Genomic DNA, 19,419 nt, shown 5'->3' with positions numbered 1-19,419 from the left:
CGGCCGCCGCCTGCGGCGTGCCGTTTTGACCTTGCACCCGGGCCAGCGGTACAGTCTCGGCAATACTTCTTCCGCCCTTCCTTCCACGCCCTCGCCCACTCCCCGCACAGTACCAATAACAATACCAATCCCACATTCCATCACCAGACCGCTCGCCAGCATAAGCGCAAGCTATACCTGGCCTTTGGTCCGCATTGAAGCATACCAGTTAAATACCTGTTGACATCGAGATAGGGCCTGCCTATAGTGCCTTGACCCTATTTCTCGCACCTACCATGATCGACTATCTCATCGGCGTCGACGGCGGCGGCACCAATACCCGCGTGCGCCTGGCCGGGCGCGACGGCGCCGAACTGGCCACCGGCCGCAGCGGCGCTTCCGGTCTCGTCCATGGCATCGACAAGGCCTGGCGCGCGGTCGACGATGCCACCGCCAAGGCCTTCGCCGCGATCGGCATCGACGCGATTCCCCGCCATGCATGCGCCATCGGCCTGGGTATGGCGGGCGTGCACAACAAGGAATGGGCGGCCGCGTTTCGCGCCGCCAATCCGGGCTACGCCGCCCTGATACTCGACACCGACGGCTTCTCGACCCTGATGGGCGCCCATGGCGGACGGCCCGGCGCCATCGTCGCGATCGGCACCGGCAGCGTGGGCGAAGCACTGCGCGAAGACGGCACGCGGGTCGAAGTCGGCGGCTGGGGCTTCCCCTCCGGCGACGAAGCCGGCGGCGCCTGGATGGGCCTGCGCGCGATTGCGCACGTCCAGCAGGTGCTCGACGGCCGCGCCGAGGGCGGCGCGCTGGCGCGCGACGTCATTGCCGCCTGCGGCGGCGGGCGCGACGCGATCCAGGTCTGGCTCGGCAAGGCCACCCAGACCGATTACGCGAGCCTGGCGCGCTTCGTGGTGGAACATGGCGCGCTCGACCCGGTGGCCGGCGCGATCCTCGAGCAGGCGGGCCGCGAAGTGGCCACCATGGCGCGCGCGCTCGACCCCGGCGCAACCCTGCCGCTGTCGCTGTGCGGCGGCCTGGGCGATACCCTGCGCCTGTACCTGCCGGCCGAAACGCTGGCGCGTTGCAGCCCGCCCCATGGCGATTCGGCCCTGGGCGCGCTGCGCATGATCGAACTGCACCTGAAAGAATCCCAGGCATGAGCGCTACCATCAACGGCAATATCCTCACTCCCGACGGCTGGGTACGCGGCACGCTGCGCTACGGCGCCCACATCGACGCCATCGACGGCAGCCCGGGCGATCCAGGCGCCAACGGCGACGACTACATCCTGCCCGGCTTCATCGACGTCCACGTGCACGGCGGCGCCGGACGCGACATGATGGAAGGCGGCGACGCCCCGCACGTGATCGCCGCCCTGCACGCGAAACACGGCACCACCAGCCTGCTGGCCACCACCATGACCGCGCCGGTCGAAGACATCGACCGCGCCCTCTCCGCCATCGGCCGCGCCTGCGCCGCGCGCGGCAAGGGTGAAGCGCGCATCCTGGGCGTGCACCTGGAAGGCCCGTACATCAATTCCGGCAAGCTGGGCGCCCAGCCGCCGTATGCGCGCGAAGCCAGCCTCGATGAAGTGAAGCGCTTCGACGCCCAGGCGCCGATGAAGCTGATCACGGTGGCGCCCGAGATCGACGGCCACATGGAGCTGGTGCGGGTACTCAGCGACGCCGGCATCCGGGTCCAGGTCGGCCACACCACCGGCAGCTACGAAGTCGGCGTCGACGCCCTCGCGCATGGCGCGGCCGGCTTCACCCACCTGTTCAACGCCATGCCCGGCCTGCACCACCGCGATCCCGGCATGGTCGGCGCGGCGCTGGCGCATGCCGAATACGCCGAGATCATTCCCGACCTGCTGCACGTGCACCCGGGCGCGATCCGGACCGCGCTGCGCTGCATCCCCAAGCTGTTCTGCGTGACCGATTCGACCGCCGCCGCCGGCATGCCTGATGGCGAATACATGCTGGGCCGCCAGGTGGTCCATAAATGCATGGGCGGGGTGCGCCTGGCCAACGGCAGCCTGGCGGGCAGCACGCTCACCATGGACCAGGCGCTGCGCAACCTGGTCAGCATCGGCCTGTCGATCGAAGACGCCAGCCGCCGCGTCTCCACCAATGCCGCCGACTACCTCGGCGAAACCCTGCGCGGCCGCCTGGCGCCGGGCTGCCATGCCGACTTCGTGGTCCTCGACCGCGACCTGAACATCAAAGCCGTCCATATCGAAGGAGAAGTCCTGTGACCACCGCCGCCGCTTCCGAAGCCCCAACGTCGCTCATGCTGCAGGAGGCCTTGTCGGCCGCCGATTGCATCGCCCACCAGCTGACCCAGGACGTGGAGCGCTACGCGGAGCTGGGCGCGAAGCTGCGCGCCACGCAGCTGCACAGCGCGGTGACGGTGGCGCGCGGCAGCTCGGACCACGCGTCCAACTACCTGGCCTACCTGATCATGGCGCGCATGGGCCGCCTGGTCACGTCGCTGCCGATGTCGCTCATCACCCTGTACAAATCGCCGATCGTCGCGCGCGACACGCTGGCGGTGGCGATCTCGCAATCGGGCCAGAGCCCGGACGTGGTCGAGCCGATCCGCTACTTCCGCGACGGCGGCGCCACCACCGTGGCCCTGGTCAACGACCCCGCATCGCCGCTGGCCGACGCCGCCGAATGGACCATGCCGCTGCATGCCGGTCCCGAGAAAAGCGTGGCCGCGACCAAGAGTTTCATCGCCAGCCTGGTGGCCGGTGCGCGCCTGGTCGCCGACTGGCAGGATGACAAGGAGCTGAAAAACGGCATCGCCGCCCTGCCCGACGCGCTGCGCGCCGCCACCGAAGTGGACTGGTCGGCCGCGATCGAGGTGCTGGCGCCGGCCCGCAACATCATGGTCGTGGGCCGCGGCATCAGCTTCCCGCTGGCGCTCGAATCCTCGCTCAAGTTCAAGGAAACCTCGGCGCTGCAGGCGGAAGCATTCTCCGGCGCCGAGATCAAGCACGGCCCGATGGCCCTGATCGAAGAAGGCTACCCACTGCTGGTCTACGCCACCCGCGGCCCGACCCAGGCCGGCCTGGTGGCCCTGGCCGACGAGATGCGCGGCCGCGGCGCGCGCGTGCTGCTGGCCGCGCCCGCCGACGTCGCCAGCCGCGACCTCACGCTGCCCACCGCCGCCATCCCCGACCTCGACCCGATCGCGGCAGTACAGGCCTTTTATACGATGGCGGCCAAGCTGTCGGCCGCGCGCGGCATGAATCCGGACCAGCCGCGCCACCTGAGCAAGGTCACCAAGACCAACTGACGACGAATCCTATGCCCCGCACCATGACTGATTACCTCGGCCTGGCCGGCCAATTGATGATGGTGCGCCTGTTCGGCACCGAGCTCGATGCCGACACCGATACCTTCCTGCGCACCCACCGGATCGGGGGCGTCTGCCTGTTCCGCCAGAACATGGTTGACGCTGTCCAGCTGACCCGCTTCACGGGCGCCCTGGCGGACGCGATGGGCGCGCGGGCCCTGATCGCGCTCGACCAGGAAGGCGGCGCGGTGGTGCGCTCGACCTGGGTGCCGGCGCCGCCGAGCGCGATGGCGCTGGGCGCTGCGAACGATCCGCAACTGGCGCGCGAAGTCGGCGCGGCGGTGGCGCGCGCGGTGCGCGCGCTGGGCTTCAACTGGAACTTCGCGCCGGTGCTGGACCTGAACAACAACCCGCACAACCCCGTCATCGCCGAGCGCTCGTTCGGCGCCGACCCCGAGCAGGCCACCCGCATTGCCCTGGCCTGGATGGAAGGCAGCGAGAGCGAAGGCGTGGCCTGCTGCGTCAAGCACTTCCCCGGCCACGGCGACACCCACGTCGATTCGCACCGCGACCTGCCGCACGTGGACAAGCCGCGCGCTGAGCTGGAACGCTTCGAGTTCGCGCCGTTCCGCATCGCCGCCAGGGCGGCCACCCCGGCGCCGGCGGTCATGACGGCCCACATCGTCTATCCCGCCCTGGACCCGGTCAATCCGGCCACCATGTCGCGCGCCATCCTCACCGGCGTGCTGCGCGAGCAATTCGGCTACGACGGCGTGATCATCACCGACGGCATGGACATGCACGCGATCGCGCAACGTTACGACGCCGGCCAGGCCGCCGTCAACGCGCTGGTGGCGGGCGCCGACATGGTGATGGCGATCGGCACCCGCGAGACCCAGGTCGAAACCGTGCTCGCGATCGCCGCGGCGATCCGCGACGGCGTGCTGCCGCTGCCGGAGGTCGAGGCCAAGTTGGCGCGTCTTGCGAGGCTGGCGGACGCGCATCCCGCTCGCGCCATCGCATACACCCGCGAACAGGATGACCGCGCGTTGATGGCGCGCGCCTGGCGCGCCGGGCTGACCGAACTCGGCCACCCGCAACGCCCCGCGCGCGGCAGCCGCGTGCGCCTGGTCGCGCGCGCCGACGTGGTCAGCGATGGCATCTCGGAAGCCGGCGTGCCGGCGGACCGCATCGCCGAGGCGCTGGCGACCCTGTACGACGTCGAACTGGTCACCTTCGCCGACAGCGAAAACTTCGACTGGTCGTTTCTACCGCAGGACGGGCGCGTCACGATCCTGGCCTCGACCTCGCGCCGCCGCTATGGCCCGAACGCGCGCGCCGGCTGGCGCCCCGACCTGCACCTGGCCCTGTGGAACCCCTATCAGGCGCTGGACTTCCCGGCCCCGGCCCTGATGAGCTATGGCTTCGCCCCGCCCGCCCTGGAGGCGGCCGTGGCCTGGCTGGCCGGGGACATCGGGGCGCCGGGAACCTGCCCGGTGCCGGGCTTCGACCGAGCATGACCTGGCGAATGACACGGCGCCGCCAGCGATGAGGTAACGCGATGTAACGACGCTGGGTGCGCACGCGGGCTCTACGGCACAATTGGCGAGCCAGAAAATGGCTGACTATGGGACAATGCACGCTTTGTCCGAGATTGGCATTTTTGCTATATTGGTGAAAATGCGTAGCGAAAGAACGTGCCGAAAGCGCGCTTCGTCGATTTTTTGTCTAGATAGAAGGATACAGAATGTCCCAACTCCGTCTTGCCCGCCTCTGCCTGATGCTGGCCGCCGTCGGCCTCTCGGCCCCGGCCCTGACCACCGCCGTCCATGCGCAAGAGAAGCCTGCAGCCGCCGCTGCGCCAGCGGACACCGTCCGCCCAGAGCTGTTCAAGCTGCTCGACCCGGCCGCGATCAAGCCGCTGATGGATGCAAAGAATTACGCCGAAGTGCAGAATCGCGTGCAACAGGCCGAAGCCTTCCCGAACCGCACGCCGTACGAAGACTACGTCGTCAACCGCATGAAGCTGTCGGTGGGCTCGGCGACCAATAACAACGAGATCGCCATGCCGGCGCTGGAAGCCGTGATCAATTCCGGCCGCCTGCAAGGCCAGGAACAGGCCGACTTCATCCTGGCGCTGGGCAATATGCACTACAACGCCAAGGATTACACCAAGGCCATCGAGTGGTTCAAGCGCTATCAGAAAGAAAGCCCGACCCCTGAAAAAGTCGCGCCTTCCCTGATCCGCGCCTATTACCTGGGCGGCGACTTCGCCAACGCCAAGGCGGCCTTGCTGCCGGCGATCGAAGCGACCGAGAAGGCCGGCCAGAAGCCGAGCGAGGAAGACCTGCGCCTGCTGGCCTCTTCGGCCAACAAGGTCAAGGACGATGCCGGCTACCTGACCGCGCTGGAAAAACTGGTCGCCCACTACCCGAACGACGACTTCTGGACCGACGTCCTGAACCGCGGCGTGGCGCGCAAGTCCGGCTTCGATCCACAGACCAATATGATCAACGTGTACCGCCTGGAAGCGGTCACCGTCAAGAAGATGGCGCCGGAAGAATACGTCGACCTGGCCGAGCTGTCGCTGCGCGACGGCTTCCCGACCGAAGCCAAGAAAGCCATGGACGCCGGCTACGCCGCCGGCGTGCTGGGCCAGGGCTCGAACGCCAAGGCCCACGCCGCCCTGCGCGACAAGGCGACCAAGGGCGCGGCCGACGATGCCAAGAACATCGCCGCCGGCGAAGCCTCGGCCGCCAAGGCCAAGACCGGCGCCGGCCTGGTCAACCTGGGCTGGGCTTACGCCACCATGGACCAGGGCGACAAGGGTGTCGGTTTCATCCAGCAAGGCATCGCCAAGGGCGGCCTGAAGAACGCTGAAGAAGCCAAGCTGCGCCTGGGCATGGCGCAGGCGCTGGCCGGCAAGAAAGCCGAAGCCATCCAGACCTTCCAGACCGTCAAGGGCGGCGGCGGCGCCGGCGACCTGGCGAAATACTGGATCGTTCACCTGAACCAGAAGTAATCCCTTCGTCTCACGACGGACCCGCGAAGCGGGCCGGGCTCGCTGCCCGGCCCGCTTTTTTCGTATGCACGGTTCATCCTGCCCCGCTGCCGACCGTAGGTTTTACTTGCCCAAGGTGCGCGCCCGTACATTGGCGCCGCCCGCGTCCGTCCGATAATTGCATTATTTGCATCGGAGGCAGCATGACGACGACGGTACGCAAGGGCCAGGCGCCCGCCAAGCTGGGACGCAACGAATTCCACCTGCGCTTTCGCAAGGCGTTCCAGGACCCCGGCTACGACGCACTCGACCGCGAACTGGCGGCGATCGAAGACGTGGCCTGGGATGCGTACCAGGACGGCCGCAAGGCCCCGCACACGATCAAGGCCGGCCCCGGATTCGCCGACCCCGGCTACGACCTGTCGGTGGAGTGGAAAGAGGCGCGCGACCGCCTGCTCGGCGCCGAACGGCACCAGAAGGATCCCGACACGCGCAACCGCATCCTCCTCATCAACGCCTCGGCCCGCAACGACGGCACCTGTCCCGGCGAGATCTCGAAAAGCTGGCGCATGACGCAGATGGCCAAGGACGTGTTGATGGAACAAGGCTTCGAGGCCGACGTGCTCGACCTCTCCCTGCTCAATTCCGACTACGACCGCCACATCCACCCGTGCAAGGGCTGCGTCTCGACCGCGATGCCGCTGTGCCACTGGCCGTGCAGCTGCTACCCGAACCACGCCGAGCGCCAGGTCAACGACTGGATGAACGAGATCTACGAACGCTGGGTGCTGGCCCATGGCGTCATCATCATCACCCCGGTCTACTGGTACCAGACCCCGGCGGTACTGAAACTGATGATCGACCGCCTGGTCTGCGCCGACGGCGGCAATCCCGACCCGACATCGACTCACGGCAAGGACGCCGAAACAGCCAAGCAGATCGAGCGCGACGGCTGGGATTACCCTAAACACCTGGCCGGCCGCGCCTTTGGCCTGCTGGTACACGGCGACGTGGCCGGCATCGAGGGCACGCGGCGCTCGCTGTCGGACTGGCTCGAGTGGATGGGCCTGATCAACTCGGGCAGCTTCGGCCAGCTCGACCGCTACATCGGCTATTACGAATCGTATGCCGACAGCCACGAGACCTTCGACAAGGACAGCGCGGTGCAGGAAGAGACGCGCAACGTGGCGCGCGCGGTGGCTACCGCCGTACGCGAAGTGCGCGCGGGCCGGGTTGCCGTGGTCAGCCAGCCCTTGAAGGATCCGCGTCCGAAATGATGGCGCATGGCCCGGCGCTGGCCGTGACTATTGGCGAGTTTTACACAGTTGATTCTCAGTAGAATTATGGAAACAAACTACTGGGGATTATCTGATGGAAGCAGTTGGCGGACTCATCATCGCAGCGATTATCGGCGTATTGATCGGCAAGGATGCCAAGGCGCGTGGCATGAGCGGCATTGGCTGGGGGCTGTTCTCGTTCCTGATCTGCATCGTCGCGGTACCGATCTACCTCATCGTCCGCAAGCCGCGCATCGCATGATCGGGACGGTCGCCGGGCGCCTCGGCCTGCTGTTGGCGACCGCCGCCCTGGCCTGGCTGCCGGCCAATCCGCTGGTACGCGCCGAAGCACTGCTCGGCCTGTCACCAGGCCCCCTCGAACGCTACCTGGGCATCAAGAACCTGTTCAGCGGTATGACCGAGGGCATGCACCAGCTCGTGCATGGCGAACTGGGCAAGGCGCTCGACGCGAACTTCCTGACACCGCTGGTCGCCTGCGCCTTGATTGCCTGGGCCGTTACCGGCATGCGCCTGGAGACGCGGCGCCACGAAATCCTTGCCGGCGCCTGCTTCGTCGGGTTGTCGGTACTGGTGAACCTCGTCCATCCCCTGCCTTGAGCGGCGGGCGGCATGCGGTATGATCGGGTCTCCCGCCTCCATGCCCGCTGAATGAATCCACTCGTCCAACTGATGCACGACGCCGCCAAGGCCAGCCTGGCCGGCGGCGCCGGCAAGCTGCCGCTCTACCAGCAACTGCAGCGCGCGCTGCGCCAGGCGATCGACAATGGCATCTACGGCCCTTCGAGCGCCCTGCCCGCCGAACGCCAACTGGCGCTGGAGCTGGGCATCTCGCGCATCACGGTGCGCAAGGCGATCGACAGCCTGGTCGAAGACGGTTTGCTGGTGCGGCGCGCCGGCTCGGGCAATTTTTTGAACACGCGCATCGAAAAGAATTTCGCCAAGCTGAGCTCGTTCTCGGAAGACATGCGCGCCCGTGGCCGGGTGCCGAGGAGCAATTGGCTCAAGCGCTCGGAAGGCCTGGTCACGCCCGAGGAAGCGTTGCGCCTGCGGTTGTCGCCGGGCACGCCGGTGTACCGCTTCAACCGCCTGCGCTACGCCGACGATGCGCCGATGTGCCTGGAGTACGCGACCATCGCCGCCTTCGCCCTGCCCTCGCTCGAGGCGGTGGGTGACTCGATGTACGAGGCGCTGGAGGCGAGCGGCAACCGCCCGGTGCGCGCGCTGCAGCGCCTGTCGGCCCTGCTGCTGGGTGCGGAACAGGCGCGCCTGCTGGATGCGCGCGAGGGCGATGCCGGCCTGTGCGTGGAACGGTTGGGTTTCTTGCGCGATGGGCGCGCGGTGGAATTTTGCCGCTCGTATTTTCGTGGCGATACCTATGACTTCGTGGCCGAACTCACTGCAACCTGATGCGCGCAGACTGCTGAGGGAATGCTAATCTACCCTTTTTCACCACACGAGGACGATCATGTTCAAGAGAATGGCGGCTGAAGCACTGGGGCTGAGCGATATCGGTGTCATCGTCGGACCCCCAGACTACAGCAAGGTCGATGCGGACGACTACCTGTTCACCGAAGACGGCGAGCAGATCTTCTTCCTGATTAAAAGCAAGAAGGACGAGTACTGCTTCACCAATCTTGCCCTGATCCACGTCGACGGGGATTCGGCCGTGTCCTCGAAACGCTCGATCAAGCGCTACGAATATTCGTCAAATCTCATCACCAATGTCAGCATCGAAACCGCCGGCACGCTGGACATGGACATCGAACTGAAGTTCAACGTGAACGACACGAAGTTCTCGATCGACGTCAAAAAATCCTTCATCGAACAGCTGAAGGACATCTACAAGGCCTTGACCACCATCGGCAAGCAGCAACGGCGCGACGCCGTGTGCCGCGACAATGCGCTGCGGACGCTGGACGCCACGGCCTCGGTCCACAAGCTCAATATCGCGCCCGGCGCCGGTAGCCTGGTCAGCCAGTACGGCGAACTGCTGGAAGCGCTGAATACCGCTATGCTCGATACGCACACCAAGCGCGATTTCAGCGATGTGTTCGCGAAGTACATCCACAATTGAAGCGCCGGATGAAAAAAACCGTCATGCCAGCGTGAGCCTGCATGACGGTTTTTCCGCTGCCGGCATCGTGCCGGCGGCGTGGCTGGATTACGCCTGCTTGCTCGGGCGGCGACGACGCACGGCGCCGATCAGGCCGAGGCCGGCAAGCATGGTCGCCAGGGTGGCGGGCTCAGGGACTTCGGCAAATGGGGTGTAGTCATACGTGACCTGCACCGCGCCGGATGCGTAGGTGTCGAATCCGGTCGTCACGTTGCCTGGCCCCTTCGCGAACGAGGTGCCCAGCGCGCTCAGGCCGAGATCGATGAAGCCGCGGCCCGAGAACAGGGCGAAATCGCTGGCGCTGCTGCTCAGGAACGATTCGGCTTTGCTTGCCTCGACCGTACCAGTGTTGACACCGGAGGTGCCACCGAAGTCGAGAACACGGTCATAGCGGCCGAGGCTGTAAAGCTGGTCGAATACCGGGTTGGCCACGACCAGCGTGGTGCCATCCGGGCGGGTCAGCTCGATGGTCGAACCCAATGTCAGGGTGACCTTCGCCGCGCTGCTGCCCCTGTTTTCGGCGAAGCCGGCGCCGCTGACCAGGCCGCTCAAGTCGAACTTGATCGAATTGAGTGTGCCGAGCTTGGTGTTGAACTTGCTGAAACGCAGCGTCTCGGACCAATCCGTTTCCGTGATTCCGATACTGTTGTTAAAGCTGATCACGGCGGCCTGGGCGCCTGCGACGGGAATCAGGGCGGCGGCGAGCGCCAGTGCGGCAAAAGTCTTTTTCAAGTTGGTCTCACTAGTGGAAATGCATTGGGTACATACAGCGACATGCAACCAATAAGCATAATTTATGCCACTAGAAAATACTTGATTAAAAACAAGGACTTGGCTTTTTCAGGAGGAACAATCCCTGTAGCACTGTAAAGATTTCCGACAGGAAAACCTGCTCAAACAGCGGTAAAACCACCGTCGACCACCATCTCGTGGCCGTTCACATAGGACGCCATGTCCGAACACAGCCACAGCGCGGCCTGCGCCACCTCACCCGCTTCGGCGAAACGCCCCATCGGATGCGCCGCCTTGAGTTTTTTCTCGATGCCGGGATCGCGCTCGAAGGCGCGCGCCAGCATCGGCGTCTTGACCGCGGCCGGGCACAGCACGTTGACGCGGATGCCCTCGCGCGCATACTCGGCGGCTGCGCTCTTGGTCAGGCCCACCACGGCGTGCTTGCTGGCGCCATAGATCGCATGATTCGGGCTGCCGACCAGGCCGGCGATGCCGGCCATGTTGACGATCGCGCCGTGGCCCTGCTTCTGCATCTGGCGCAGCTGGTATTTCATGCACAGCCAGACGCCCTTGACGTTGACGTTCATGATGCGGTCGAACTGCTCGTCGTCGCCGTCGGCCAGCGGCTGGCGCTCTTCCTCGACGGCGGCATTGTTGATCGCGAAGTCGAGGCGGCCATAGTAATTGATGGTCTTGTCGACCAGGGCTTCGACGTCGCCGGCGCGGGTGACGTTGCTTTGGACGAACAGCGCCTTGCCGCCGTTTTCGACGATCATCGCCGCAGTGGCGTGTCCACCGTCGATCGAGACGTCGGCCACGACGACGCTGGCGCCGGCACGGCCGAACGCCAGGGCGATGGCGCGACCGATTCCACTGGCGGCTCCGGTGACCAAAACGACCTTGCCGGTGAACGACAAACCGCTTGCCGGCTGCTGCTTGCTGATGGCCTTCATGATGCTCCCTGGATGAAACTTTTGCTTCCGAAAAGAAACATTTTAACGCATGGCTTCGTGCATTGTCACAATCCAGAGAGTTTTTGTCAGGAAACTGTTGTAGTTACGGCATAGTAACTACGGGTGTCGCCGCACCGCCAGTCTTCGACTGGTCGCCCGCCATGAACACCGACAGCTTACCCGGATCGATCGCCTTGCGGAATGCGGCATTCAGCTGAGGCAAGGTCACTGCCGCCAGCTTGCGCTCGAGCTCGGCCGAGGCCTCGAAGGTCTTGCCGCGGTACAGGAACGAGGTCCAGCCGGAGGCCAGCGCGCCGTCGTTCGAGCGCGATTGCAGGCGCTGCTGCATCAGGCCCGACTTGGCCCCTAGCAGTTCCTCGGCAGTAAAACCATCCTTGAGCGCGCGCGCCAGCTCGGCGCGCACGGCGGCATCGAGCTTGGCCAGGTTCTGCGGCGCCGCGATCGCATTGATCGTGAAGCTGCCGGCGCGGTCCAGGGTGCCCGGCGACACATCCGAGCCGCCGCCATACGACAGGCCATCCTGCTGGCGGATGCGGTCCATCAGGCGCGACTTCAGGCCGCCGTCGCCAAAGATGTAATTGGCGAGCAGCAGGGCCGGATAGTCCGCGTCGTCGATGTTCAGGTCCAGGTTCAGGCGCGCGATATAGAAGCCGTTTTCCTTGTCCGGGGTATTCAGGGTACGCGCCACCGGCGCCACCTCGGCATGCGCGACCAGCACCGGCGCGTGGGCCTGCGGCGCTTTCCAGGCGCCGAACAGGGAATTGACCAGCGGCGCGATTTCCTTCGCATCGAAGTCGCCCACGATGGCCATCTCGGCCGGATTGGCGCCGTAGAACTGGCCGTGGAAGGCCTTCACTTCCTCAAGGCGCGCCGCCTTCGCTTCTTCCAGTTGCTCTTCCAGGCTCGGCGAGTACCGGATGTCGCCGCGCGGATAGCGGTTGAAGTGCTGGCTGAGGGCGCGCACGGCCGCGCTTTGCGGTTCGTTGCGGCCCGCTTCGATGCCGACCAGCAGTTGCTGGCGCAATTGCTCGAATTCGGATTCGGGGAAAGCCGGCTCCCTGAGCACATGGGCCACGAGCTTGAGCGCCTCCGCCAGGTTGGCGCGCGTGGTCTGGAAATGGGTCGGACTGCCGGCGATCTTGAGCTTGTCGAAGGCGTCGGCCAGTTCGGCGCGCGTGTAGCGGGTCGTGCCGCGCATCAGCATCAGGTTCGTCAGGGCCTGGGTCGTGCCCTTGCCGAACAGGCTTTTCTCGTCGCCGAAGTGCTGGCGCAGGTCGACCGTCACGGTCTCGCCGCGGTTCTTTTTCGGCAGCAGGGCCAGCTTGACCCCACCGGCCGTGGTCAGGCTGGTGCGCTGCATGATGTTCTGCTGGCTCGGGTCGAAATTCTCCGACACCAGGTTCGAGACGGCCGGCTTGAAGTCCTTCATTGCCTCCGCCACCGTGGGCGCCGGCGGCAGTTCGGCGCGCTTGGACGCTTCTTCCGGGATGAAGGTGCCGACCGTGCGGTTGCTGCGCAGGTAATAACGTCCCGCGCTGGCGGCAACCTGTTCGGCCGTCATCTTTTGCACGCGCTCGCGGCCCACGAAATACATGCGCCAGTCGCCCAGGGCGATCGGCTCGGACAGGGCCACGCCCACCGCCTGCGGATTGTTCAGGCTGCGCTCGACCGTGTTCAGCCAGGAGCGGCGCACCCGTTCCAGCTCCTCGGCAGTGGGCGGCTTGCTGGCCAGTTCCTCGACCGCCTGGATCAGCGCCTCGCGCACCGGCTCGATCGGCTCGCCCAGCTTGACCACGGCACCGAAGAATTGCAGGCCTGGCGCATAGCCGGTCTGGCCGAAGCTGAACACCTGGCTGGCCTTGCCGGTCTCGACCAGCAGCTTGTGCAGGCGGCCATTCGGCGCGTCGCCCATGATTTCGGAAGCGAAGCCGAGCGCCTCGGCCTCGGGATGCAGGTCGGACGGTATCTTGTAGCCGACCGCCACGAACTGCATATCGCCCTGGCGGCGCACGGCGAAGCTGCGCTCGCCGTCCTGGGTCGGCTCCACCGTCCAGAAGGCCGGCAGGGTGCGCTTGGGTTTCGGAATCGCGCCGAACAGGCGGTTGATCTTGGCCAGGGTCGCGCGCTCGTCGAACTGGCCGGCCACCAGCAGCACCGCATTGTCGGGCTGGTAGTAGGTGCGATAGAAGGCCTGCAGGTTGCCGATGCGCACGTTCTCGATGTCGCTGCGGTTGCCGATGGTCGAGCGGCCATAACTGTGCCAGTCGTAGGCGACGCTCTGCATGCGCTTGAACAGCACGTTGCCGGGTTCGTTCTCGCCGGCCTCGTACTCGTTGCGCACCACGGTCATCTCGGAAGCGAGATCCTTGGCCGAGACGAAGGAATTGACCATGCGGTCGGCCTCCATCTGCAGGGCCCAGTCCAGGTTCTCCTGCGAGGCCTGGAACACCTCGTAATAATTGGTGCGGTCGAGCGACGTGGTGCCGTTGAACTGCATGCCGCGCTCGGAAAACTGCTTGGTGATGTCGCGGTTGTTCTTCGCGCCCTTGAACAGCAGGTGCTCGAGCAGGTGGGCCATGCCGGTCTCGCCGTAGTTCTCGTGGCGCGAGCCGACCAGATAGGTGACGTTGACCGTCACGGTCGGACGCGAAGCGTCCGGGAACAACAGCACTTTCAGACCATTCGCCAGGCGGTATTCGGTGATGCCTTCGACCGACGGGCCGAGGGTCACGCCCTTGGGGAGGGCCGCGCCCGTGGCGGCCTTGGTGGCGCCTGGGGTTGCAGGGGCGGCGGCGGTCGCCGGCGCGATCATGACCAGGGCCAGGCAGCCCGCTGCTATATGCGCGGCCATGCCGCGCAACTGAAATCTCGAATCCATGGTGTCCCGTCTACTCGGCGGGACGCCAACCGTCCCGCCTGCTCCAAGATGGTAGCAGACGGGCGTCTTGCTCGTGACCTGACCACTTACTCAGTTGACATAACTTGCTGGAAGGCAGCTATTGGCGCACACGGCGCTCATGCGATTGCTGCCAGGAGCCGATGCGCGACAGCTCGCTCATCTCTTCGGCCAGGAACTCCAGCAGGTCGTCGGCGCTGACGATGCCGCAGAGGTTGCCCTGGGCATCCACGACCGGCACCCGGCGGATGCCGCGCAGGCGCATGTGCTCGATGGTCTCGTAGACGTCGTCCGACTCGCCCGCGGTGAGCAGGTCGTCGCTCATGATGTCGCCGGCCAGCAGGCTGGCCGGATCGAGCCCGGGAGCGACGACGGCGAGCACGATGTCGCGATCGGTCAGGATGCCGAGCGGCACGTTGCCACCGCCATCGGTATCGACCACGACCAGGTCGCCGACGTGGTGACGGCGCATCAGCATGGCGGCGCCCTGCACGGTCTCGTCGCGCGTGCAGCAGATGGTGTCAGTGGTACAGATTTCGCCAATGCGCATGGTAGCCCCTCCCCCGCCCTGATCCGGATGAGGCTAGGCCAAAACAAAATTGGCGCTTTGACTTCGATCAAAGCGCCAATAGAGGCTAGCTTGCGGGGATGTTCAGGCGGCGCCTGGTTTCTTTTCGCCCGGCAAGGGCACGAAACAGGCGTCGACCACCTGCATATCGTTGTCCTTGGCGAAGCTGACCACGAAGTGATAGGCCAGCGGCTCGATCTTTTGCAGGCTGCGGTTGACGACGACGGCCTTGGTGCCGTTGACCACGGTCGGGTAGACGTAGGGGGAAAACTTCAGGTGGGCATTGGGGCCGCCAGAACCCGGGCAATAGCAGGACATGACGCCGCACAGCCGCTCGGCCCAGTCACTGGGGCGGAACGTCTTGCCTTTATTCGTGATGCCCAAGATAAAAAACTCGCCAGCGAGTTCTGCATCCTTGGGTGGCGCTTGGTCGGTCATAGTCCTACGGGCTCAGACGGAAAATACTGCGTGGGTGAGAGCAAATTCGGCTCAGTGCAATACGGCTTTGCTCGGTACAGGCAGTATTATATCTTATAGAAGACTTGAGGACGAGGCCTGCCGCGCCACACTGCCCTATGGCCGGCCAGATCAGCGCAGCCAGGCCACGCTCGACGTCAGCAACAACAGGATCATCCACAAGATAAGGGCGCGCCACACCAGTCCGACCGTGCTCTGCAGGGCGCGGACGTTCGGCTCCTCGCCCGGCAGCACGTCCACATCGCTTTCGCTCAAGTCCACCGTGGCGGCGTCCGCCGGTAGCAATTGTGGCGCATTTTCGTTCGGCGTGCCGAGGCGCACACCCATCGCGCCGCCGCCGGCCGACAGGATGATGCCGCGCGCCTCGTCGGTCCAGCGGTTGGCGAAGTTGCGCCAGGCATAGACGGCGTCCTCGAAATTACCGACCACGGCAAAGGCTACCGCGGTCAGGCGCACCGGCACCCAGTCGATCCAGTAGAAGGCCTTGGCGGCGAACTGGCCGAAGGCTTCGTTGCGCATGTGGTCGGGCTCGTTCCAGGCGCGCGACAGGTATTCGGACACGCGGTACATCACGGCGCCCGCCGGCCCCAGCGGCATCAGGAACCAGAAGAACACGCCGAACACATTGCGGTGCGTGGTGATCAAGGCCTTCTCGACCGCGATGCGGGTGATTTCGGTGCTATCCATCCCGACCGTGTCCAGCCTCGTCCATTCGGCCAGGAGGGCGCGCGCCCTCGGTTCGTCCCCGGAATTGAGCGCGAACTGGATCGAGGTGAAGTAATGGCTGTAGTGACGGAAACCGAGGGTCAGGTAGACGATCAGGACATTCCAGGCAAAGGCCAGGAACACCAGGTTGTAGTACATGAAGAACCAGTAGACGAGCCAGGTCGGCAGCATCAGCGCGCTCATCATCAGGATCCAGCCCATGCGCCCGTTCTTCTGCTCGCCGGCATTGAACCAGGTCTCGATACGCACGGCGAGCGACTTGATGCCGCCATATACCTGGTTATCGGCGCGCAGCGGTTTCAGTTGCTCGATGAGCAGTGCGCACAGGATGGAAAAGAATGTCATTCAGGAACCCTTTTTTGTTATGGCAATACGACTGCCCCGTTACGATAGCGGAGAAGCCTGCCAGAATCAAATCCCTGAGTGTAAGTAAGTCTTAGGCGCGCAGGAAATGAAAGAGGTTGCGCAGCATGGCGGCAGTCGCGCCCCATATGAAATATTGCTCGTAAGGCATCGTATAAAAGGCGCGCCGGCCCGCCCCTTGCGGCAATTCGAATACCCGGCGCTGGTGGTTCAGGCCATCCATCAGGAAGGCCAGGGGCACTTCGAACGCTTCGGCCACTTCGCCCGGATCGGGCTGCAGTTCGAAGGGCGGCTGGACCAGGGCCACCACCGGCGTCACGCGATAGGCGCTGACGGTGGTGTAATCGGGCAGTACGCCGATGATCTCGATATGCCGGCGGTGCAGGCCGACTTCTTCTTCGGTTTCGCGCAGCGCCGTCTCGATCGGGGACGAATCGAGTTCTTCAGCCCGGCCGCCGGGAAAACTGATCTGGCCGGCATGGCTGGACAAATGGTCGGTGCGCAAGGTCAGCAGCACGGTCACACCCTCGGGGCGCGCCACCAGCGGCACCAGCACGGATGCACGGCGCAGCGTGGCGCCCGTCATGCCGCGGCCTTCGTCCGACGCTTCTTCTTCCCATGGCAGGGTTTGCGCAAAGCGTGCGCGTAGCGCGGCCGGGATCAGGCGCGCGGGCGCCACTGGCGCCTCGCCGGCCAGACTGGCAACCGGCAACTGGGTCGGATCGAAAACGAATTTGGCCAAACTGAATCCTTTGCAACACTGCGCCAGAATAGAAAAAGGCATCCTTGCGGATGCCTTTTTCTGAGCACGAGTAAGATTACTCGGCAGCAGCGACGGTCTTGACGCGACGCTGTGGCAGTTTTTCTTTGATACGTGCCGACTTGCCCGAACGTTCGCGCAGGTAGTACAGCTTTGCACGACGGACGTCACCACGACGCTTGACTTCGATCGAAGCGATCAGCGGCGAGTACAGCTGGAACGTACGCTCGACGCCTTCGCCGGACGAGATCTTACGAACGATGAAGTTCGAGTTCAGGCCACGGTTACGACGCGAAATCACGACGCCTTCGTATGCCTGGGCGCGCTTGCGGTTGCCTTCGACGACGTTGACGCTGACGATAACGGTATCGCCAGGTGCGAAATCAGGAATCGAACGGCCGAGGCGTGCGATTTCTTCTTGCTCGAGTTGTTGAATCAAATTCATTTTTTTATGACTCCAAAAACCATCTTGCTGGCACTACCTTCGCCCAGTAGAGGATGGGGTTGAACGACGGACAACGCGTCCGCCGTTGCATGCGCCCTTAATACCGGCACATATTCTTTAACTTGCAGGTTTGACCAACCCTGCTAAAAACTGTTCGTCCTTCTTGCTCAGCTGACCGGCGGCGCGCGCCTTGTCCAGCAGATCGGGCCGTTTCAAAGCGGTCGCTTCCAGCATGCGCTGGCGACGCCACTTGACGATCTCGGCGTGGTTGCCGCCCATCAGGACCGGCGGCACCGGCACGTCTTCGTACATTTCCGGCCGCGTGTAATGCGGCGAATCGAGCAGGCCGTTGACAAAGCTGTCTTCGACCGCCGAGGCATCGTCGCCCAGCACGCCGGGAATCAGGCGCACCACCGCATCCATCAAGGCCATGGCCGGCAATTCACCGCCTGACAGCACGAAGTCGCCGAGAGAAATTTCCTCATCGACGCAGCGGTCCAGCAGGCGCTGGTCCACCGCTTCGTAGCGGCCGCACAGAATCACCAGGCCGGGCTCGTCCTTGAGCGCCATCGCGCGCTCGTGGGTCAATGGCTTGCCTTGCGGCGACATGAACACCACGCGCGGACTTGGCAGGCCGAGCTCGATTTGTCTTTGCTTTGCTGCATTGATCGTCGCTTCGAGCGGCTTGGCCATCATCACCATGCCGGGACCGCCGCCATAAGGGCGATCGTCCACGGTGCGGTGGCGGTCCTGCGTGAAATCGCGTGGATTCCAGATCTGCAGGCCCCAGCGTTGCTGCTCGAAGGCGCGCCGGGTGACTCCCGACTGCGTCAATGCGGCGAACATTTCAGGGAACAAGCTGACGACGTCAAACTGCATCGCGACTTGCTCCTCTAACGGACGGGCTCAAAAATCGAGACCCCAATCCAGCGTAATCAGTTGTTGCTCGAGGCTGACGGTCTTGACGAACTGGTCCACGAACGGCACGAGGCGCTCTTGCGCCTTGCCTTCGGACGCTGGATCAGCGACCGGAGTGATGCGCAAAATCGATTGCGCGCCGTTGTGCATCATATCGGTCACCTTGCCCAGGGCTTCACCCTGCAGGTTGACCACATCCAGGCCGATCAGATCGGACCAGTAGAACTCGCCCTCTTCGAGCGCTGGAAACTCGCTGCGCGCGACCTGCACCGTTGCGCCCTTGAGCGCCTCGGCTTCATCGCGGTCACGCATGCCGACCAGGGTAGCGACAACATCGCCACCGTGCAGCTTTGCACTCCGTACCGAAACGGCGTGCAGGGTCGGCTTGTCGAGCCACCAGGTTTTCACGCTCAGCAGCGCATCGGCCTCGGGCGAATGCGGGGAGACACGGATGCCGCCCACAATGCCATACGCACCGGAAACATAACCGACCGGAGTCAGGTCATCGGGGATTTGCACCCCGCTCATTACTGCTGAATCGTTCACACCAAGCTTGCCTGCTTAAAATTAAGCAGCTGGCTTTTGCTGGGCGACCAGGCGAGCGACGGTTGGCGACAGTTGTGCGCCAACGCCTTGCCAGTGAGCCAGACGGTCAGCAGCGATACGCAGGCCGACTTCGGCGCCCGAAGCCATCGGGTTGTAGAAACCGATGCGCTCGATGAAACGACCATCGCGACGGTTGCGCGAATCGGTTGCAACGATATTGAAGAACGGACGCTTTTTAGCGCCACCACGAGCCAAACGAATAACGACCATAATATTTCCGAAAAAGTTGTTCTGGACGGAGAAAGTCG

General features: G+C 64.6%; 21 protein-coding genes. 10 read left to right on the top strand and 11 right to left on the bottom strand.

The genetic code is table 11. From position 1 onward, the window contains the following. The first annotated feature begins 275 nt into the window (after nucleotides 1–275). The 10 genes from SOM61_RS08240 (at nucleotide 276) to SOM61_RS08195 (ending at nucleotide 9,667) form a co-directional block, all read left to right on the top strand. Nucleotides 276–1,154, top strand: coding sequence for a glucosamine kinase nucleotide-binding domain-containing protein (locus SOM61_RS08240; RefSeq protein ID WP_320473627.1), 879 nt, complete (start codon nucleotides 276–278; stop codon nucleotides 1,152–1,154). Next, the gene (nagA, locus tag SOM61_RS08235) at nucleotides 1,151–2,248 is read left to right on the top strand and encodes an N-acetylglucosamine-6-phosphate deacetylase (RefSeq protein ID WP_320473626.1); all 1,098 of its coding nucleotides are present in this window, start codon (nucleotides 1,151–1,153) and stop codon (nucleotides 2,246–2,248) included. Before SOM61_RS08240 ends, nagA begins: the two co-directional genes overlap by 4 nt. 35 nt (nucleotides 2,249–2,283) lie before the next feature. Beyond that, nucleotides 2,284–3,294 carry an SIS domain-containing protein gene (locus SOM61_RS08230; RefSeq protein ID WP_320473792.1) on the top strand — a complete coding sequence of 337 codons (1,011 nt, stop codon included), beginning with the start codon at nucleotides 2,284–2,286 and terminating at the stop codon, nucleotides 3,292–3,294. Nucleotides 3,295–3,317: 23 nt separating this feature from the next. Then, nucleotides 3,318–4,814 (top strand): beta-N-acetylhexosaminidase, encoded by a 1,497-nt coding sequence (gene nagZ, locus SOM61_RS08225; RefSeq protein ID WP_320473625.1) that lies wholly within the window; start codon nucleotides 3,318–3,320, stop codon nucleotides 4,812–4,814. Nucleotides 4,815–5,041: 227 nt separating this feature from the next. Further along, nucleotides 5,042–6,316, top strand: coding sequence for a tetratricopeptide repeat protein (locus tag SOM61_RS08220; RefSeq protein WP_320473624.1), 1,275 nt, complete (start codon nucleotides 5,042–5,044; stop codon nucleotides 6,314–6,316). Between the two features lie 182 nt (nucleotides 6,317–6,498). Beyond that, on the top strand, nucleotides 6,499–7,572 hold the full coding sequence (locus tag SOM61_RS08215; RefSeq protein WP_320473623.1) for a flavodoxin family protein: 1,074 nt from the start codon (nucleotides 6,499–6,501) through the stop codon (nucleotides 7,570–7,572). A 94-nt stretch (nucleotides 7,573–7,666) separates the two neighbouring features. Further along, entirely contained in the window at nucleotides 7,667–7,834 is a 168-nt protein-coding gene (locus SOM61_RS08210) for a hypothetical protein (RefSeq protein ID WP_005668903.1), read from the top strand. Beyond that, the gene (locus SOM61_RS08205) at nucleotides 7,831–8,190 is read left to right on the top strand and encodes a hypothetical protein (RefSeq protein ID WP_320473622.1); all 360 of its coding nucleotides are present in this window, start codon (nucleotides 7,831–7,833) and stop codon (nucleotides 8,188–8,190) included. Before SOM61_RS08210 ends, SOM61_RS08205 begins: the two co-directional genes overlap by 4 nt. A 51-nt stretch (nucleotides 8,191–8,241) precedes the next feature. Beyond that, on the top strand, nucleotides 8,242–9,000 hold the full coding sequence (locus SOM61_RS08200) for a GntR family transcriptional regulator (protein WP_414674949.1): 759 nt from the start codon (nucleotides 8,242–8,244) through the stop codon (nucleotides 8,998–9,000). A 58-nt stretch (nucleotides 9,001–9,058) separates the two neighbouring features. Continuing rightward, nucleotides 9,059–9,667 (top strand): PH domain-containing protein, encoded by a 609-nt coding sequence (locus SOM61_RS08195; protein WP_320473621.1) that lies wholly within the window; start codon nucleotides 9,059–9,061, stop codon nucleotides 9,665–9,667. Between the two features lie 87 nt (nucleotides 9,668–9,754). On the opposite strand, the gene SOM61_RS08190 is transcribed toward SOM61_RS08195, so the two are convergent. The 11 genes from SOM61_RS08190 to rpsP form a co-directional block, all read right to left on the bottom strand. After that, nucleotides 9,755–10,438 (bottom strand): choice-of-anchor E domain-containing protein, encoded by a 684-nt coding sequence (locus SOM61_RS08190; RefSeq protein ID WP_320473620.1) that lies wholly within the window; start codon nucleotides 10,436–10,438, stop codon nucleotides 9,755–9,757. A gap of 161 nt (nucleotides 10,439–10,599) precedes the next feature. Then, nucleotides 10,600–11,391, bottom strand: a complete 792-nt coding sequence (locus SOM61_RS08185; protein WP_320473619.1) for an SDR family oxidoreductase — start codon at nucleotides 11,389–11,391, stop codon at nucleotides 10,600–10,602. 103 nt (nucleotides 11,392–11,494) lie between these two features. Further along, nucleotides 11,495–14,290 carry a M16 family metallopeptidase gene (locus SOM61_RS08180; protein WP_320473618.1) on the bottom strand — a complete coding sequence of 932 codons (2,796 nt, stop codon included), beginning with the start codon at nucleotides 14,288–14,290 and terminating at the stop codon, nucleotides 11,495–11,497. 118 nt (nucleotides 14,291–14,408) lie between these two features. Next, on the bottom strand, nucleotides 14,409–14,858 hold the full coding sequence (locus SOM61_RS08175; protein WP_123071951.1) for a CBS domain-containing protein: 450 nt from the start codon (nucleotides 14,856–14,858) through the stop codon (nucleotides 14,409–14,411). 102 nt (nucleotides 14,859–14,960) lie between these two features. Then, on the bottom strand, nucleotides 14,961–15,314 hold the full coding sequence (locus SOM61_RS08170; protein ID WP_320473617.1) for a DUF3579 domain-containing protein: 354 nt from the start codon (nucleotides 15,312–15,314) through the stop codon (nucleotides 14,961–14,963). A 150-nt stretch (nucleotides 15,315–15,464) separates the two neighbouring features. Further along, the gene (locus tag SOM61_RS08165) at nucleotides 15,465–16,424 is read right to left on the bottom strand and encodes a CobD/CbiB family protein (protein WP_320473616.1); all 960 of its coding nucleotides are present in this window, start codon (nucleotides 16,422–16,424) and stop codon (nucleotides 15,465–15,467) included. A gap of 91 nt (nucleotides 16,425–16,515) precedes the next feature. After that, on the bottom strand, nucleotides 16,516–17,226 hold the full coding sequence (locus tag SOM61_RS08160) for a CoA pyrophosphatase (RefSeq protein ID WP_320473615.1): 711 nt from the start codon (nucleotides 17,224–17,226) through the stop codon (nucleotides 16,516–16,518). A gap of 34 nt (nucleotides 17,227–17,260) precedes the next feature. Further along, nucleotides 17,261–17,647, bottom strand: a complete 387-nt coding sequence (gene rplS / locus SOM61_RS08155) for a 50S ribosomal protein L19 (RefSeq protein ID WP_147933934.1) — start codon at nucleotides 17,645–17,647, stop codon at nucleotides 17,261–17,263. 117 nt (nucleotides 17,648–17,764) lie between these two features. Beyond that, the gene (gene trmD, locus SOM61_RS08150; protein ID WP_320473614.1) at nucleotides 17,765–18,526 is read right to left on the bottom strand and encodes a tRNA (guanosine(37)-N1)-methyltransferase TrmD; all 762 of its coding nucleotides are present in this window, start codon (nucleotides 18,524–18,526) and stop codon (nucleotides 17,765–17,767) included. A gap of 27 nt (nucleotides 18,527–18,553) precedes the next feature. Further along, entirely contained in the window at nucleotides 18,554–19,084 is a 531-nt protein-coding gene (gene rimM / locus SOM61_RS08145; RefSeq protein WP_183407562.1) for a ribosome maturation factor RimM, read from the bottom strand. Nucleotides 19,085–19,132: 48 nt separating this feature from the next. Continuing rightward, nucleotides 19,133–19,381: a 30S ribosomal protein S16 gene (gene rpsP, locus SOM61_RS08140; protein ID WP_123071958.1), complete on the bottom strand. Its 249-nt coding sequence runs from the start codon at nucleotides 19,379–19,381 to the stop codon at nucleotides 19,133–19,135. Nucleotides 19,382–19,419: the final 38 nt, after the last annotated feature.

The organism is Massilia sp. CFBP9012 (assembly GCF_034045115.1).
Classification (GTDB): Bacteria; Pseudomonadota; Gammaproteobacteria; order Burkholderiales; family Burkholderiaceae_D; genus Telluria.
The sequence above is the reverse complement of the archived record's forward strand: the minus strand, read 5'-3'. Positions and strand labels throughout refer to the sequence as shown.

Coding starts and splice junctions, on each gene's coding strand:
- SOM61_RS08240 (WP_320473627.1), top strand. CDS start 276: ATGATCGACTATCTCATCGGCGTCGACGGCGGCGGCACCAATACCCGC.
- nagA (WP_320473626.1), top strand. CDS start 1,151: ATGAGCGCTACCATCAACGGCAATATCCTCACTCCCGACGGCTGGGTA.
- SOM61_RS08230 (WP_320473792.1), top strand. CDS start 2,284: ATGCTGCAGGAGGCCTTGTCGGCCGCCGATTGCATCGCCCACCAGCTG.
- nagZ (WP_320473625.1), top strand. CDS start 3,318: ATGACTGATTACCTCGGCCTGGCCGGCCAATTGATGATGGTGCGCCTG.
- SOM61_RS08220 (WP_320473624.1), top strand. CDS start 5,042: ATGTCCCAACTCCGTCTTGCCCGCCTCTGCCTGATGCTGGCCGCCGTC.
- SOM61_RS08215 (WP_320473623.1), top strand. CDS start 6,499: ATGACGACGACGGTACGCAAGGGCCAGGCGCCCGCCAAGCTGGGACGC.
- SOM61_RS08210 (WP_005668903.1), top strand. CDS start 7,667: ATGGAAGCAGTTGGCGGACTCATCATCGCAGCGATTATCGGCGTATTG.
- SOM61_RS08205 (WP_320473622.1), top strand. CDS start 7,831: ATGATCGGGACGGTCGCCGGGCGCCTCGGCCTGCTGTTGGCGACCGCC.
- SOM61_RS08200 (WP_414674949.1), top strand. CDS start 8,242: ATGAATCCACTCGTCCAACTGATGCACGACGCCGCCAAGGCCAGCCTG.
- SOM61_RS08195 (WP_320473621.1), top strand. CDS start 9,059: ATGTTCAAGAGAATGGCGGCTGAAGCACTGGGGCTGAGCGATATCGGT.
- SOM61_RS08185 (WP_320473619.1), bottom strand. CDS start 11,391: ATGAAGGCCATCAGCAAGCAGCAGCCGGCAAGCGGTTTGTCGTTCACC.
- SOM61_RS08180 (WP_320473618.1), bottom strand. CDS start 14,290: ATGGATTCGAGATTTCAGTTGCGCGGCATGGCCGCGCATATAGCAGCG.
- SOM61_RS08175 (WP_123071951.1), bottom strand. CDS start 14,858: ATGCGCATTGGCGAAATCTGTACCACTGACACCATCTGCTGCACGCGC.
- SOM61_RS08170 (WP_320473617.1), bottom strand. CDS start 15,314: ATGACCGACCAAGCGCCACCCAAGGATGCAGAACTCGCTGGCGAGTTT.
- SOM61_RS08165 (WP_320473616.1), bottom strand. CDS start 16,424: ATGACATTCTTTTCCATCCTGTGCGCACTGCTCATCGAGCAACTGAAA.
- SOM61_RS08160 (WP_320473615.1), bottom strand. CDS start 17,226: ATGCCTTTTTCTATTCTGGCGCAGTGTTGCAAAGGATTCAGTTTGGCC.
- rplS (WP_147933934.1), bottom strand. CDS start 17,647: ATGAATTTGATTCAACAACTCGAGCAAGAAGAAATCGCACGCCTCGGC.
- trmD (WP_320473614.1), bottom strand. CDS start 18,526: ATGCAGTTTGACGTCGTCAGCTTGTTCCCTGAAATGTTCGCCGCATTG.
- rpsP (WP_123071958.1), bottom strand. CDS start 19,381: ATGGTCGTTATTCGTTTGGCTCGTGGTGGCGCTAAAAAGCGTCCGTTC.